The organism is Georgenia sp. (genome assembly GCF_054605595.1).
The window spans coordinates 14,212-28,261 of sequence record NZ_JBTSDU010000024.1 but is presented as its reverse complement, the minus strand read 5'-3'; the positions used below and the strand labels follow the sequence as shown (position 1 = coordinate 28,261).

11 protein-coding genes and 1 tRNA gene are annotated in these 14,050 nt (G+C 71.0%); 2 read left to right on the top strand and 10 right to left on the bottom strand.

Annotated features, from left to right (window positions below):
* Positions 1 to 104: 104 nt before the first annotated feature.
* The 9 genes from ACYC1Z_RS05095 to ACYC1Z_RS05055 form a co-directional block, all read right to left on the bottom strand.
* Positions 105 to 611 carry a hypothetical protein gene (locus ACYC1Z_RS05095; protein WP_461408458.1) on the bottom strand — a complete coding sequence of 169 codons (507 nt, stop codon included), beginning with the start codon at positions 609 to 611 and terminating at the stop codon, positions 105 to 107.
* On the bottom strand, positions 611 to 1,273 hold the full coding sequence (locus ACYC1Z_RS05090) for a hypothetical protein (RefSeq protein WP_461408457.1): 663 nt from the start codon (positions 1,271 to 1,273) through the stop codon (positions 611 to 613). Before ACYC1Z_RS05090 ends, ACYC1Z_RS05095 begins: the two co-directional genes overlap by 1 nt.
* Position 1,274: 1 nt before the next feature.
* Positions 1,275 to 3,452 carry a MobF family relaxase gene (mobF, locus tag ACYC1Z_RS05085; protein ID WP_461408456.1) on the bottom strand — a complete coding sequence of 726 codons (2,178 nt, stop codon included), beginning with the start codon at positions 3,450 to 3,452 and terminating at the stop codon, positions 1,275 to 1,277.
* A gap of 170 nt (positions 3,453 to 3,622) precedes the next feature.
* Entirely contained in the window at positions 3,623 to 4,510 is an 888-nt protein-coding gene (locus tag ACYC1Z_RS05080; protein ID WP_461408455.1) for a nucleotidyl transferase AbiEii/AbiGii toxin family protein, read from the bottom strand.
* A gap of 5 nt (positions 4,511 to 4,515) precedes the next feature.
* Positions 4,516 to 5,115, bottom strand: a complete 600-nt coding sequence (locus ACYC1Z_RS05075) for a type IV toxin-antitoxin system AbiEi family antitoxin domain-containing protein (protein WP_461408454.1) — start codon at positions 5,113 to 5,115, stop codon at positions 4,516 to 4,518.
* Between the two features lie 71 nt (positions 5,116 to 5,186).
* Positions 5,187 to 6,437 carry a tyrosine-type recombinase/integrase gene (locus ACYC1Z_RS05070; protein ID WP_461408453.1) on the bottom strand — a complete coding sequence of 417 codons (1,251 nt, stop codon included), beginning with the start codon at positions 6,435 to 6,437 and terminating at the stop codon, positions 5,187 to 5,189.
* Positions 6,434 to 6,673 (bottom strand): helix-turn-helix transcriptional regulator, encoded by a 240-nt coding sequence (locus tag ACYC1Z_RS05065; protein ID WP_461408452.1) that lies wholly within the window; start codon positions 6,671 to 6,673, stop codon positions 6,434 to 6,436. Before ACYC1Z_RS05065 ends, ACYC1Z_RS05070 begins: the two co-directional genes overlap by 4 nt.
* Before the next feature lie 169 nt (positions 6,674 to 6,842).
* Positions 6,843 to 6,919, bottom strand: a tRNA-Met gene (locus ACYC1Z_RS05060).
* A gap of 221 nt (positions 6,920 to 7,140) precedes the next feature.
* The gene (locus ACYC1Z_RS05055; protein ID WP_461408451.1) at positions 7,141 to 10,176 is read right to left on the bottom strand and encodes a UPF0182 family membrane protein; all 3,036 of its coding nucleotides are present in this window, start codon (positions 10,174 to 10,176) and stop codon (positions 7,141 to 7,143) included.
* A gap of 241 nt (positions 10,177 to 10,417) precedes the next feature.
* On the opposite strand from ACYC1Z_RS05055, the gene ACYC1Z_RS05050 reads away from it, so the two are divergent.
* Positions 10,418 to 10,975, top strand: coding sequence for a PPA1309 family protein (locus ACYC1Z_RS05050; protein WP_461408450.1), 558 nt, complete (start codon positions 10,418 to 10,420; stop codon positions 10,973 to 10,975).
* A 117-nt stretch (positions 10,976 to 11,092) separates the two neighbouring features.
* Here the strand turns inward: ACYC1Z_RS05050 and ACYC1Z_RS05045 are convergent, their stop codons facing one another.
* Entirely contained in the window at positions 11,093 to 12,310 is a 1,218-nt protein-coding gene (locus ACYC1Z_RS05045; RefSeq protein ID WP_461408449.1) for a YlbL family protein, read from the bottom strand.
* Positions 12,311 to 12,540: 230 nt separating this feature from the next.
* Between ACYC1Z_RS05045 and ACYC1Z_RS05040 the strand changes: the two genes are divergently transcribed.
* Positions 12,541 to 14,049, top strand: coding sequence for a zinc-dependent metalloprotease (locus tag ACYC1Z_RS05040; RefSeq protein ID WP_461408448.1), 1,509 nt, complete (start codon positions 12,541 to 12,543; stop codon positions 14,047 to 14,049).
* Position 14,050 lies beyond the last annotated feature (1 nt).

Below are 14,050 nucleotides of genomic sequence, written 5' to 3'. Positions count from 1 at the left end.
ATAGAAACAGACTGCCCCGCCCCGGCGGGCGCCGTCATCGTCGTACTCATCCTGGGGAACTCCTCCCCGCCCTCTACGACACCGATCCGGACTGTCCGGGTGTCTTACTCAAGGTTGGCACAGAGGGGTAGGGCGAGGGCGGTGAGGGCCTCGGCGATGGCGGCGGTGTCGCCCAGGTCGAGGCGGTCGATGAGGTGCTGCTCGAAGGTGATCGGGTCCTTAAGGACGGCCGTGAGGAGCTTGGTCAGGTCGGCGAGGTGTTCGCGGGCGTGGAAGTAGTCCACGATCTGGGTGGCGGCGGGGAAGTGGGTGTCGGCGATGTTCCAGATCCAGTGGGCGCCGTCACCGAGGATGACCGGTTGGCGGATCTGGTCGAAGCCGCGGCGCAGGTACTCGGCCTTGGCGGTGCGGGCGAAGTCCGCGGCGGGGGCAAAGGTGGAGATGTAGCTCGCGGAGCCGGGATCCTGGACCGGTTCACCGGTGGCAGGGTCGCGGCCGTGCTGGGTGAAGAAGCAGCCGATCTTCACTTCCCGGGTGCCGGCCCGGGCGCCGTCCTTGCCGGGCCGGCCGGCGGTCTCCGAGGGCAGCATCGGGGCGCCGGTGCCGTCCATCACGACGTAGCACAGGCCCATCGCGCCGCTCTGGTCCGCGGCGGGCACCGGGCGCGGCGCGGTGGTGGCAGCGGCATCCGCTGCTGACTCTCCCGCTCGGCCCGGTGCCCCGTCGCCTGCTGGATCAGGACGGCCAGAGCATCCTCCCCACGTCTGGCTGCCTGCTCCGCCTTCTCGATGAACCCTCGGAGCCGGGCACGCTCGGTGTTGACCAGCGTCACCGGACCGTCGGCCACGAGTCCGGCGACGGCTTCGCGGGCGACTGCTGCCGCAGCGGCGAGTCCTCGGTCGGCGCGGTCACGGGCCATCGCCTCGATGAACTGCTGTCGGGCGTCGTCGAGGTCGGTGGCAACGATGTGGAGGGTGTTCTGCTCACGTCCGCGGGTCATGCCGACGTAGACACCCGATGCGTCGAGCGCATCGGACAGCACCGTGTGCGAACGGTCGACGGTTGCTCCTTGCACGCCGTAGGCGGTGGCCGCATAGGCAAGGTGCGCGTGCTCGGCCACGTACTCGGCTGGCAATCGCACCGTCCGCTGGTGCATCCGGCCACTGTCCGCTTCAGCGGCGAACACGTCGCCGTTGATGGCGACCCGTTGGACGGTCCAGGTCTGCCGGTTGCCCACCCCGATCTCGGAGGCGTTGCGGCGAGTCTGGATCACGTCACCCGCACCGATGGTGCAGCCCATCACTCCCGAAGGTCGTGCAGGTGTCGTCGACCTCGCCCAACTGGACGCGCGTCTGGTGAATGCGCTCGTTGAGGGCGCGGGCGTCATCGTTCGTGGCCGTCGTGACCGCATCTCCGACCTGGGCCGTGGCGGCGATGACGTCGTGGACGTCCTCGCCGCTACGGTGCAGCTGGATGCGGCCGAGAGCCTGGAGCTGGTCGAACAGGCCGGCCGGGTTCTCGCCCTGTCGCAGCCGGACGGTCAGGCTGGCGTAGTCGGGGTCGGGGAAGCGGTGCACGGTCGCCATGTCGTAGACCTGCGAGACCAGCGACGCGGCGACGTCGAGTACGCCGCCGCGACCGACAGCGGCCAGCTGTGCGCGGTCACCGACGAGCGCGAGGCTCGCACCTGCTTCATCGGCGACATGCAGGAGAGCCAGGGCGGTGTCCTGGTCGAGCATCCCGGCCTCATCGACCACGATCCGCTCACCCCGGACCAACACGGCGTCCTGGGGTGGCCCGACGTAGGTCCGACCCGTGTCCGGGTCGGTGTCGCCGATGTGGAGGCGGGTCCAGACGCCGTCGGCGTTCCACCGCCATCCGTGGGCGTAGACCAGTGCCGCCACGCTGTCAGCCGGGACGCCGAGTTCCTGGACGGCGACGTCGGCGGCCTTCTTCGTCGGCGTCACCACTCGCATCCGCGTGCCCTGCTCGGCCGCTGCTGTGATGGCGACGCCGAGCATCGTCGTCTTCCCTGCACCGGCCGCACCCTCCACAACCACCAGCGGAGCGGCCGACGCGACCGCAGCGGCGGCGCGTTCCTGATCAGCGTCCAGTCCACGCTGGTGGGCCAGTCCGCTCACATCAGGCGCACCGGTCACCGGGGTCTCGGCGCGTGCGGTGAGCAGGTTGCGCAGCTCGGTATCGGCGGCGACGACCCGCAGGCTGGTCAGGTGCGCGACGTGCTCAGGCTGGGCGGTGCCGGGCGGGAGGACCGAGAGACAGTCCTCGACCGCCAGCCTCGTCGTGACGGCGATCAGGTCACGCAGCCCCCCGCCTGTGGCTCGGACGCCGTGCTCGGTGATGATCCGGGTGACGTGCTCGGTGATGGTGTGGACCGTCCATGCCGACGCGCCCGCGGCACAGCGGTCCAGCGCCCGCGCGGCGAGCTGTTGCACCCGCAACTGATCAAGCTCGACGGGGTGGCGAGGTGACGCTTGGCGTGCGTCAGGGGTGTAGCCGGCCTTGGTGAGTTCGCGCCGCCAGCCTTCCTCGCTGCCCAGCCCACCGAGCGTGGTGGGCTTCTTGTTCGGCCGATGGTAGTCCCAGGCTTTGGCGTGCAACCGGGCACGTACCAGCGGCCCCGCCACCTGTCCTGGATGCGCCGCGTCCCATTCCGCCATGAACACCGCGAGGTTGCGCTCCACCTGGGCGGCGCGCTTGGACAGGACCGCGTTGAACGGCTCCAGCTCGACCACCTCCCCGGTCACCGGATCGAGCGTGAGCCCGTGCTGATGGAGCACCGCTGCGAGGTGCGGGTGTGCTGCGACGACGGCGGTGCCGAGGGCGCGGATCGCGCTCTGCTGCTTGAACAGCGCCGCCGTGTCCAACGCCCGCCACCGACCCACCGCGTGGACGCGGGTGCCGATCTGGATGTGGATGTGACGGTGCGGATCACCCGCGCGCGACGTGCGGTGCAGCACCGCAACGCTCTGCAACCTCTCCACCGGCACCACTTCCTGCGCACCACGCGGACCGACCCTCGTGACCGAGTGCTGCGCGAGCCAGCGACGAATCTCGTGTGCTGCGTCTCGCTGCGCGACGTCGAGGGCGTCAGCGACTTCCGGCTGGAGCGCGGCCGCGATCGAGAGGGACTTCGGGGTGTTGACGACCATCTCCGCGAACCGAGGACTACCTCGCCGTCCGTCACCCGGCAGACGGGGCGTGCCCATCGAGGTCCCGGTGAGCGGATTGGTCCAGTCCACCCACGCGGCGTACTCCTCCGGCCCCAGCGACCGTTCCGCCACGACCTCGCCCGCGGCGTCGGTAACGGTGAGCTCCGCGAGCGCGATGCCGCTCTCCAAGTAGTACTCATCCGCCGTCGAGCGGTCGGACTCCAGGTACCGGCACGCCGCCGCGCCGGTGCCGCGGAACAGGGTCACGCCACCCTTCATCGGCCGGTCCTCTCTCACGCCTTCGTGAGACAGGTGCGCAGCCACTACCGCCGGTAGCATGCGTCCATTCGATGTAAGGCCGGGGCCACGCCCCTCGCAGGGGCGGCCGAGCTCGGCGGCTTCGCCGGAACCCACCTCGAACACCGGCGTCCGGCCCCACCCTCTCGGCGCTACTCCCACGCTCCGCTGTCGATCCTCCACGTCCGGCCCGCCACCGCGCCTGAGAGCGCTGGGTCGGCGAACGCGATCACGGCGTCGAGGACCGAGGCGAACTGCTCGGGAAGGTGGTCGGAGTTGGTGCGGCGACGCCACTGCTCCCATCGTGCCTGCCCCACGTCGGCGTACCCGTCGAGCACCTCGGCGAGCGGCCGGAGCGTGGCCTTGCGGTGGCTTGCGACCTCATGGACAGCCTGGGCCAGATCGTCGGCTGTGAGCGAGTGCCGGCGCGACAGGCTCCAGACGTCACCGAAGTCGCGCCACCGGGTGTTCGCGGTGCCGCGCTGGATGGCGGTGACGATCTTCTCGGCGTGGACCATGTGCATCGGGTAGCCGCGCAGCTCGATCGGCTCACCGCCCCGCAGGCGTGGCACAGCCACGCTTGTCGGCGACGGCCAGATCGGGTCGCCCACGTTGACGTCGACATGGAACGGCAGCTTCGCGCTGGCCAGGTATGCCTCGACGTGGACGCGGACGCCGGAGTAGTCGTCCTCCTCACGAATGACCTCGGCCGTCGCGGTCTCGAGGACGAACACGACGCCGTCTTCCGAGGGCGGTGCCGCCGTGAGGACGCGCCGGACCAGGTCGAGCACGGCCGCGGTGTCGTTGGCGACATCAAGGCCAGCCAGGTCGACGTCCTTGGTGGGCCGGCGCGAGTCGAACGCCGCGAGCAGCACACCACCCTTGAGCACGAAGCGGTCCCGCAGGTCGCTGACGGCGAGCCGGGCGAGGAACCCTTCGAGCACGTAGAGCTGGAACAGCTCTTGGGTGGGCCTACCGGAGCGGCGCGCCTGGTTCTGGAGGTCGAGGTAGGCGTCGCCTGACGGCGTACCTCTCGTCACCCGGCTCACAGCAGGATCTCCAGCGTCTCGCGCAGCACGGACTGCGTTCGCGGGAACGACCGCGCCAGCGCCAGCAGCTCGGAGGGCTGCCCGCCCTGGCGGAGCCATCGCTTGAGTGCCTCGTTGGCGAGGTCGGCTCCTTCGATGTGGCGCATCCTGAAAGCGTCGATGATGCTGCGCTCGGCGGAGTAGAGACCGATGCTCCGTCCGCCCTCGACGTCGAGCTGGCTACGCCCGAGGTCGAAGGTGTCGGGGTCGAAGTGCCGCCACCTGACGGGGGCGGTTGTCTCCGGCGTCCACGAGCCGCGCGGGATCGCGATGTCGATCTCGGCGGGGATGTCGTCGATCAGCTCGTGCCGCGCCAGGGCGGAGCGCAGGCACAGGGTCGCCTGGGGTGCCTTGGCCGCAATCTCGATCAGGTCCTCGTCGCCCAGCCATTCGCTCTTACGATAGAGGCCGCGCGCGATCGCGACGATGCTTCCGTCGCCGATGAGGCGGCGCAGCTGGCGTTCGCTGATGTGGTCGAGCGCTTCGGAGTAGCGGAAAGTCTCGGGCAGGCTGGCGAGCAACTCGTCAGTCGTCGGAGCCATGACCTCACCTCCCACTCCGTAGGCACACCTCAACACCAACACCCCTAGTGTAGAGGATCCTCGCCGTTTGATGGTGAATGTCCCCATCAGGCCACCTCACTCTCGGAAGCGTCCGTGAGGACGCGGGGAGCGAGGGACTTCAGGTGGATAGCCGGCGCAGCGTTGGGAATTGGCGCCTCGGGCTCGATGTAGTGACGCTGGGCGATCTCCTCACTGTTGCCCATGACCTGAGCCGCCGTCTTGGCGTCGGTCGCCCGTGCGAGGACGGTGCCGGACGTCCGGCGGAAGGTGTGCGGGGACACCTCCAGGTGACTCAGTCCGGCGTCGGCGAGCATCTTGCGCAGCGTGCGGCGGACGTTGTTCGGAGCCAACGGGGTGTCCTTGCGGGTGAAGAAGAGCAGGTGTTCCCCGCTGCCGTCCGGGTCCAGGCCCTTGCCCTCGATGATCTTCAGCCGGCGGCGGATGACCTCGGCAGTGAACTCGGGGATCTCCAGCGTGCGCCGGGAGTTAGAGGTCTTGGGGAAGGCCTGGCGGTAGACGCCCTCGCCCTTGATGACGACCAGCGTCCCGGCGACGGCCACCCGCATGGGCCGGCCTTCGGCGGCGCGGCTGTCGTCGATGTCGCACGTGCGCAGCGCCAGGGCCTCGCCGATCCGGTCGCTGGTGCCGAGCATGACCTCGATGACGTCGCGGACCTGGCCGTCGGGACGTGGACCGCTGACGGACCGGCCGGTGCGCCAGGTCCGGGCGGCGTGGCGGACCTGCTCGACCTCCTCGTACGTCAATGCCTTGGGCTTGCGCTTCGGTGCGGCGATGCGGGCGGCTCCGACGACCGGGTTCTGGTGGGCGGCGTCGTGGCGCAGCGCGAAGTTGAACATCATCGACGCCGTCCGGCGGCTGTGCTTGGCGTGGGCGTAGGAGACGGTCGCCTGCCGCTTGAGGAACTGGTCCATCCGGCCCACCGTCACCTCACGCAGCCGCAGGCTCTTGAGGTGGGGAAGGATCAGGCTCTTGACCTCGCGGGCGTAGAGGTCCTTGGTGCCCGGCGCGAGGTCGGTGCGGACCTGGACGTCTTCCAGCCACGCCACTGCGAGGTCGGCGACGGTGCTCTCCGGGGAGAGGGTGGTGCCGAACCCGGTGGCGGTGCTGCGACGGGCGAGCTTGGTCCGCAATGCCTGCTTGGCCGCCTGAACGGTGGAGCCGACGGCGGTGACCTTGCGGATCTCGCCGTCGCGGTCTCGGAAGCGTGCCTCGGCGCGGACGGTGCCGGCCGGGGTGCGGGTGGTCGAGATGTCGCCATAGGTGCCGATCTCCAGTCGGGCCCGTCCGGCACTCATCGGACCTCACCCGCCCGGGACGAGGTAGCGTGGTCGCGCTCTTCGAGGTCGAGCAGCCAGGCCTGGATCTCGGAGAGGCGGAAGCGCAGCTCGCGTCCGACGCGGATGCCGCGAGGCCCACGCCCACTGTGGCGCAGGTCGTGGATCGTCTGGACCGGGACGCCCAGGTGGGCAGCCAGTTCCGACGTGGTCAGCACCGGCTCAAGGCCGGGAACAGGCTGTGCACGTTCGCTCATGCACGGTAGGTGCGCAAGCCGGACCGAGGGATGCCGAGCGGCGTCGAGTGCGCACCTGTCAGTAGATGAAAAAAGCCGACGCATCGCGTGGATGCGCCGACTTTTCGCCGAGTCTCGCATGGTTTCACTCCTCGTTGGAAGAGGGAAAACCGTGCCTGACCTGCGACTTTGGTAGCGGGGGCAGGATTTGAACCTGCGACCTCCGGGTTATGAGCCCGGCGAGCTACCGAACTGCTCCACCCCGCGTCGGCTTGTACAGGTTACGTCGGCGTGAGCGGCTGAGGCAAATCATCTGCGGGTGCCCTGGCTCACACGAACCGGACGCCGCCTTCCGGCGCCATCAGCCGCGCTCGTCCTCGCCATCACCGCCAGCCGCCGGCTGCCACGGCCGCCGGCGACGGATCCCGCCGCGGACGACGGCGGGGCCGTACCCCGAGGGGTGCGGCCCCGCCGTCGTGCCGTGCGTTCTAGCTGGTCGCTTCCCCGGTAGGCGTCTCGGTCGCGCCGTCGGTCGCGGTGGCACCGGGCGTCACGGTGGCCGGATCCGTCCCGGCGGCGGCCGCGATCTCGTCCTCGGCCGCGATCGCGGCCGAGATGGCGGCGCTCAGGCGGTCCTGGGCCTTGCCGTACGCGGCGAAGTCCCCCGCGGCCAGTGCGGCGTTGCCGTCGGTCAGCGCCTGCTGCGCGTCCGCCAGCGCCTGCGTCAGGCGCTCCTGCGCCGCGGCCGGCACGTCCGGCGTCGCACCAGGATCCGTACCCGGCTCGGCCGGCACGACGCCGGCGTCGCCGGCCTGCGCACCGGAGTCGCCCCCGAAGACCTGGTCGAGCGCCGCGTCGAGCGTGGGCGCGAACCCGATCGTGTCACCGAAGGAGACGAGCACGTGCTGCAGCAGCGGGTACTGCGTGCCGCTGGAGGCCTGGACGTAGACGGGCTGGACGTACAGCAGTCCGCCACCGACCGGCAGCGTGAGCAGGTTGCCCAACCGGACCTCCGAACCACCCTGACGGAGCAGGTTGAGCTCGGTGGAGATGGTCGGGTTGGCGTTGAAGTTGTTCTGCACCTGACCGGGGCCGGGGACGGTCACGTCGGACGGCAGCTCGAGCAGGCGCATCCGGCCGTATCCTTCGCGCACCTCGCCGGCCACATCGCCCGTCTCCGAGTCGACGGCGAGGAAGCCGGTGAGGATGTTGCGCTCGGTCTGCCCACCGGGGATGAAGCTGGACGTGAGCGAGAACTGTGCCTGGTCCTGGTCCGGCATCTGCATGGTCAGGTAGAACGGCGGCTGCGGGACGCCCTCGAGCGTCGGGTCGTCCGGGACGTTCCAGAAGTTCGAGCCCGAGTAGAACGACGCCGCGTCGGTGACGTGGTAGTTCTTCAGCAGCTCGCGCTGGACCTTGAACAGGTCCTCCGGGTACCGCAGGTGACTCATGAGGTCGCCGCTGATCTCGCTCACCGGCGTGATCTGGTCGGGGAAGACGTTCTGCCAGGTGTCCAGGATCGGGTCCTGCTCGTCCCACTCGTACAGGGTGACGGCGCCGTCGTACGCGTTCACCACGGCCTTGACCGAGTTGCGGATGTAGTTCACCTCGGCGGGGGCGACACCGACCGCTGCGGGCAGCCCGTTCGGTCCGACGATCGAGTCCGTGACGGCGTCCTCGAGCGACTCGCGCGCGGAGTACGGGTAGTCGTTGGTGGTGGTGTAGGCGTCGACGATCCAGACGAGGTCCTTGGGCGTGGCCGGGTCACCGTCCATGTCGACGACGGCCGGGTAGGCCCGGTTGTCGAGCGTGAGGTACGGCGCGACCTTCGCGACGCGGTCGTGCGGGGCGCGGTCGAAGAGGATCTGCGACTCCTCGGTGACGCGGTCGGAGAAGAGGATCTGCATGTCGCCGAACTTCAGCGCGTAGAGCAGCTTGTTCCACAGGGTGCCGATGGAGGGGCCCCCGGCGCCCGTGTAGGTGGTGTTCACCTGTCCGTTGGGGGCGGCGTCGTCGGGGTAGTCCAGCTCCCAGGGCGCGGTGCCCTCCGGCGCTCCGACGATGGAGTACTGCGCGTTCTCCTCCTGGCCGAAGTAGACGCGGGGCTCGTACTCCCCCAGCTCCCCCGTGCTCGGGATGCCCTGCTCGAAGAACGCGGGCCGGCCGTCACCGCGGACCGTGTTGCCGTAGGCGGCGGCGACGCCGAAGCCGTGCGTGTAGACGGTGTGGTCGTTGACCCAGGTGCGCTGGTTCTGACCGAGACCGTTCTGGTTGAGCTCGCGCACCGCGATGACCGTGTCGCGCTTCTCGCCCTCGATCTGGTAGCGGTCCACGGACAGGTTCTGCGGGAACGCGTAGTACTGGCGGTTCTGCTGCAACTGGTTGAACGTCGGGGAGACGATGTTCGGGTCCAGCAGACGGATCGACGCCGTGGACTGGCTGTCCTCCCGGAGCTGGCCCGCCGCCACCTCCGTGGTCGCCGAGTAGGTCTCGACCTGGATGTCCTCGAGGTCGTAGGCGGCGAGGGTGGAGTCGATGTTGCGCTGGATGAACTTGCTCTCGGCCTCGACGGCGTTCGGCTCCACCTGGAAGCGCTGGACGATGGCGGGGTACACGGAGCCCACCACGATCGCCGAGAGGATCATCAGGACGATGCCGGCGGCCGGCAGGCGCCAGGTGCCCTTGAAGGCCGTGACGATGAACAGGATCGCGACGACGACGGCGATGCCGGCGAGGATCGCCTTGGCCGGCAGGTTCGCGTTGATGTCCGCGTAGGACGCGCCCGCGAACCGTTCGTTCTCCCCGACCATCAGGGAGTACCGGTCCAGCCAGTAGCTCAGCGCGATCAGCAGGACGAAGATCGTCGCGAGGATCGACAGGTGCACCCGTGCGGGCGGCGAGACGCGCTGCTGGCGGGGGGCCAGCGAGATCCCGCCGTAGAGGTAGTGCGTGATCAGGGCCGCAGCGATGGACATGAACACCACGGTCATGAGGAACGAGACCAGGGAACGGACCACCGGCAGGGTGAAGACGAAGAAGCCGATGTCGATCTGGAACTGGGGGTCGACCCGGCCGAAGGGCTCGGCGTTGAGCCACGTGAGGACCGGGCGCCACTGGCTCGACAGGCTCGCGCCGGCGAACAGACCCAGCACGATCGGGCCACCGATCATCACGAGACGGCGCAGCGGTTCGATGCTCTCCCGGTAGCGGTCGAGATTGCGCTCCTCCGGCGTCGTCGGCGGGTAGATCAGCCGGCGGGAGTAGGCGAGGTAGAGGTTGAGGAGGACCGCACCACCCATGATGAGGAAGCCGACCACGAACAGCGCGGCGCGCCAGCCCCACTCGGTGATGAGCACCTGGGTGAAGCCCAGCTGCTGGAACCACTGCACCTCGGTCCAGACCTGGGCGAGCGCCATGACGATGGCCGCCAGCACCGCGAGGACGATGATGGTGGGAAGCAGCGCGCCCCGGCGCTGACCTCCGGTCCGTTGGCCGGGGGGACGGGGAACGGATGCGGTCGTCACAGAGCAGCACCTCAGCGGTAGTCGGTCGTTCGGATGTCCGCGGAGCGACGTCAAGGTCGGCCCACGGCCTACTTGGCGAACGCCCGCACTCCCCCCAAGGTTCCCACAGGTTCCCGGCGGCGGGCGGGGGGCGTGTCGCGCGGTGCGTCATCGCGGGTGCCGCGCGGTGGGTGATCGCGTGGTTATCGCGTACTGCGCGGCGCGTCGCCGCGGGTGCCGTGCGGTACGCGATCATGGGGGCATGAGTGAACAGCCCGCTGACCCCACACCTCGCGAACGGGCCCTGCGCCTCGCCGTCGTCGACATCGAGCGGCACGTCGCCACGCTCGGCTGGGACACCCCCGTACTCGTGTTCGCCCTGGTCCGCACCGGTGACGCCCTCGCCGCCACGCCCGGGCTGGCGGACGAGCTCACGCCCGAGGCCATCGACGCCGCCCGGGCGGACGCGGAGCACCTGACGAGCATCGAGCAGGAGGGCTTGCCCGAGGCCCCGACGCTGGAGGAGTTGCTGGGCCGGCTCGCCTGGCCGGACCAGGTCGGCGGCGCGGCGGTCGCCGTCGAGCGCATGGTCGTCCCACCCGACGCCGAGGGCGCCATGCCGACCGACCCTGAGGCCGCACTCGAGTACCTGATGAACCACCCCGACCGATCCGACGTCCGGATGGTCGTCGGGGTGCTGCGCTCCGGGGAGTCCTGGTGCGCGCTGCGGAGCCGCAGTCACGACTCCGACGATGCCGTCGCCGGTTCGACGGATGCCGTCCCGGGCCTCGTCGAGGCGCTGCAGGCCACGTTCGCCTGACAGTCCGGGCGGGCGGCCCCGAGACCGCCGGCCGCCCGTGCGAGGCGTGCCGGGGTTCCGGGTGATGTCCGGGTGGGCACGGTCCGGCGGGCGTGGCCCTCGTCCAGGTCCGGCTTCCTAGCCGGCACAGGTCGACAGCGTGGCGCCGGTTCCGACGCCGATCGCCTCGACGGCGTCGTGGGCCTCCGCCAACGTGCCGACGGCGACGACGTTCAGCCCCTCCGGGACGTGCCCGACGACCTCGTCGCAGTTGCCCTTCGGGGCGAGGAACCAGGTGGCGCCGTCCCGCCGGGCGGCGACGAGCTTGAGCCGGATGCCCCCGATGGGGCCGACGTGGCCGGAGAGGTCCATCGTGCCGGTGCCGGCGATGTGCTGCCCGCCGGTCATCTCGCCCGGGGTGAGCAGGTCGATGAGGCCGAGCGCGAACATGGTGCCCGCGCTGGGGCCGCCGATCTTGTCGATGTCGAAGGAGGCGTCGACCGGCAGCTCGACGTCGGGCTCGAGCAGGACGCCGAGCAGGCTGCCGGGCTCGGGCTCGGCCGCCGGCTCGGGGGGCGTGGGGGCCGTCGTCGTGACATCGAACGTGACGGGCTCGCCGTCGCGCTCCACCGTGACGGCGAGCCCGGTCCCGGGTGGCGTCGCGGCGAGCACCCCGGAGAGGTCGGAGAAGGACCCGACCGTGGTCCGGGTGCCGCCCGCCGGCTCGACGGCGGTGACGACGTCGCCGGCGCGGAGGATCCCCTCGGCCCCCGAGCCCGGCGCCACGCCGGCCACGGTGAGGACCATGGGGACGTCGTGACCGAGCTCCTCCAGCGCCGCGACCGTGGCATTCGTCTGGGAGGACACCATCTGTGCGTCGGACTCCTCGTCGATGGACTCGCGCGTGCTGCCCTCGGGGAACACCGCCTCCCGGGGCAGGACCACCTTCGTGGGCGAGAGCCAGGCGGTGAGCACATCGGCGGCGGTGACGGGGTAGCCCGGCCCGCCGGAGACCGAGATGGTGGTGAGCCGGAGCTCGCCCGACGTCGGGTAGGTCTCGGCACCGTCGACGGTGATGAGCGGCTCCCCGTCGACGTCGCCGAGCGTGTTCACGGTCGGACCGGGCGCCTCGACGGCGTAGGGCAGCGGGACGAGCACCATCGCCAGGAGCAGGACGGCCAGCAGTGCGCCGGACATGACGAGCGTGACGGACCGGTGCGAGAGCGGCGGGCGGTCCTCGTCGAGGTCCACGGTCGCCTCGGCCGCCGCCCAGTCGCCGGCATCCGGGCCGCCGAGCTCGGGCTCGCCGGTCGTCGCCTCGGGCGCGATCCGGCCGTGGCGGCGGGGCGATCTCACCGACACATCATGCCGCACGCTCCTGGGAGCCGCCTGGGCGCCGTGCCCTGAGAGCAAGCCCGCGTACCCCTCGGCGGCCGCCGGTGAGATCTCTCGGCCACTGCCCTCGTGCGGCCGCCGGCCGCCGTCCTCGTGCGCCCTCGGCGAACGGTGGCCCCGGATGGGCTCCCGCGCGTGCCGCTGGTCGTGCACGGCGGTTACCGTGGACCTCTACGACCCGAGGAGCACCGATGAGCCAGGACCCTGCCCGCCCCGGCGGGGACGAGCCCGACAGCTGGGAGCAGCTGCTGCGGTCGATGATGGGCCCGGAGGCGGCCGAGGAGGCGATGCGGGCGATGCGGGCCTCCGGTCTGGACCCCGCAGCCATGTCGCAGGCCGCGGGCCTGCCCACCGACCAGAACCAGCTCATGCTGATGCTCACCCAGATGCAGCAGTTGCTGTCCTCGGGCGGGAGCGACCCGGTCAACTGGGACATCGCCAAGACGCTCGCGCGCCAGGCGGCGTCCGGGGGCGGCGACCCGGCGGTCACCGCCACGCAGGCCGAGGAGGTCCGCACGGCACTGTCGGTGGCGGACCTCTGGCTGGACGCCGCGACGGATTTCGGCCCGGCCGGTGGACAGCATCAGGCCTGGAGCCGCGCCGACTGGGTCGAGCGCACCATCCCGACCTGGAAGCGGCTCTCCGAACCGGTCGCGACGTCCGTGACGCAGGCCCTCGTCAGCACCATCGCCGCCCAGGCCGAGCAGATGCCGCCCGAGGTCCGGGCCCTGGCCGAGCAGATGGGCACCGCGCAGGGCATGCTGCGCCAGCTCGGCAGCGCCGTCTTCGGCATGCAGCTCGGCCAGGCCGTGGGTGTGATGGCCCGCGAGGCCTTCGGTCCCACCGACACCGGCCTGCCCCTTCTGGAACAGCCGGGCTCCGCCCTGGTCCCGGCCAACGTCGCCGAGTTCAGCGAGGGCCTGGACGCCCCGCCGGAGGAGATCCGGCTCTTCCTGGCCGTCCGGGAGGTCGCCCACACGCGGCTCTTCGCGCACGTGCCGTGGCTGCGCACCCACCTCCTCGGCATCGTCGAGGCGTACGCCCGGGAGATCACCATCGACACCGAGGCGATGGAGGACGCGATCCGTGGGATCGACCCGACCAACCCGGAACAGCTCCGGGAGGCGCTCTCCGGCGGGGTGTTCGCGCTCGAGCAGTCCGAGACGCAGCGCGCCGCGCTGGTCCGGCTCGAGACGGCGCTCGCGCTCGTCGAGGGCTGGGTGGAGGAGGTCGCCGGGCAGGCCGTGGCCCCGCACCTGCCGCACGCGGTACCACTGCGGGAGATGCTCCGACGACGGCGGGCCACGGGCGGGCCGGCCGAGCAGACGTTCGCGGCCCTGGTCGGCCTCGAGCTGAGGCCGCGCCGGCTGCGTGAGGCGGCCACGCTCTGGTCCTCGCTCGGAACCGCGCGCGGCGCCGTCGAACGTGACCGGTTGTGGGCGCACCCGGATCTCATGCCCACCCCGGATGAGCTGGACGACCCGGGCGGTTTCGTCGCCGTGCGCCAGGCCGCACGCGAGGCGGACGAGGACGTGGACGCGGCACTCGCGGCCCTGCTCGACGGCGCCCGCCCGGGCGACGCTCCCGAACCTGGCGACGCTCCCGAACCGGGCGATGCTCCCGAACCCGACGACCAGCCCGACCCGCCGCGGGACCGGCCCGGCGACCCCCGGGACGGGCAGGAGCCGGCCGGGTCCTGAC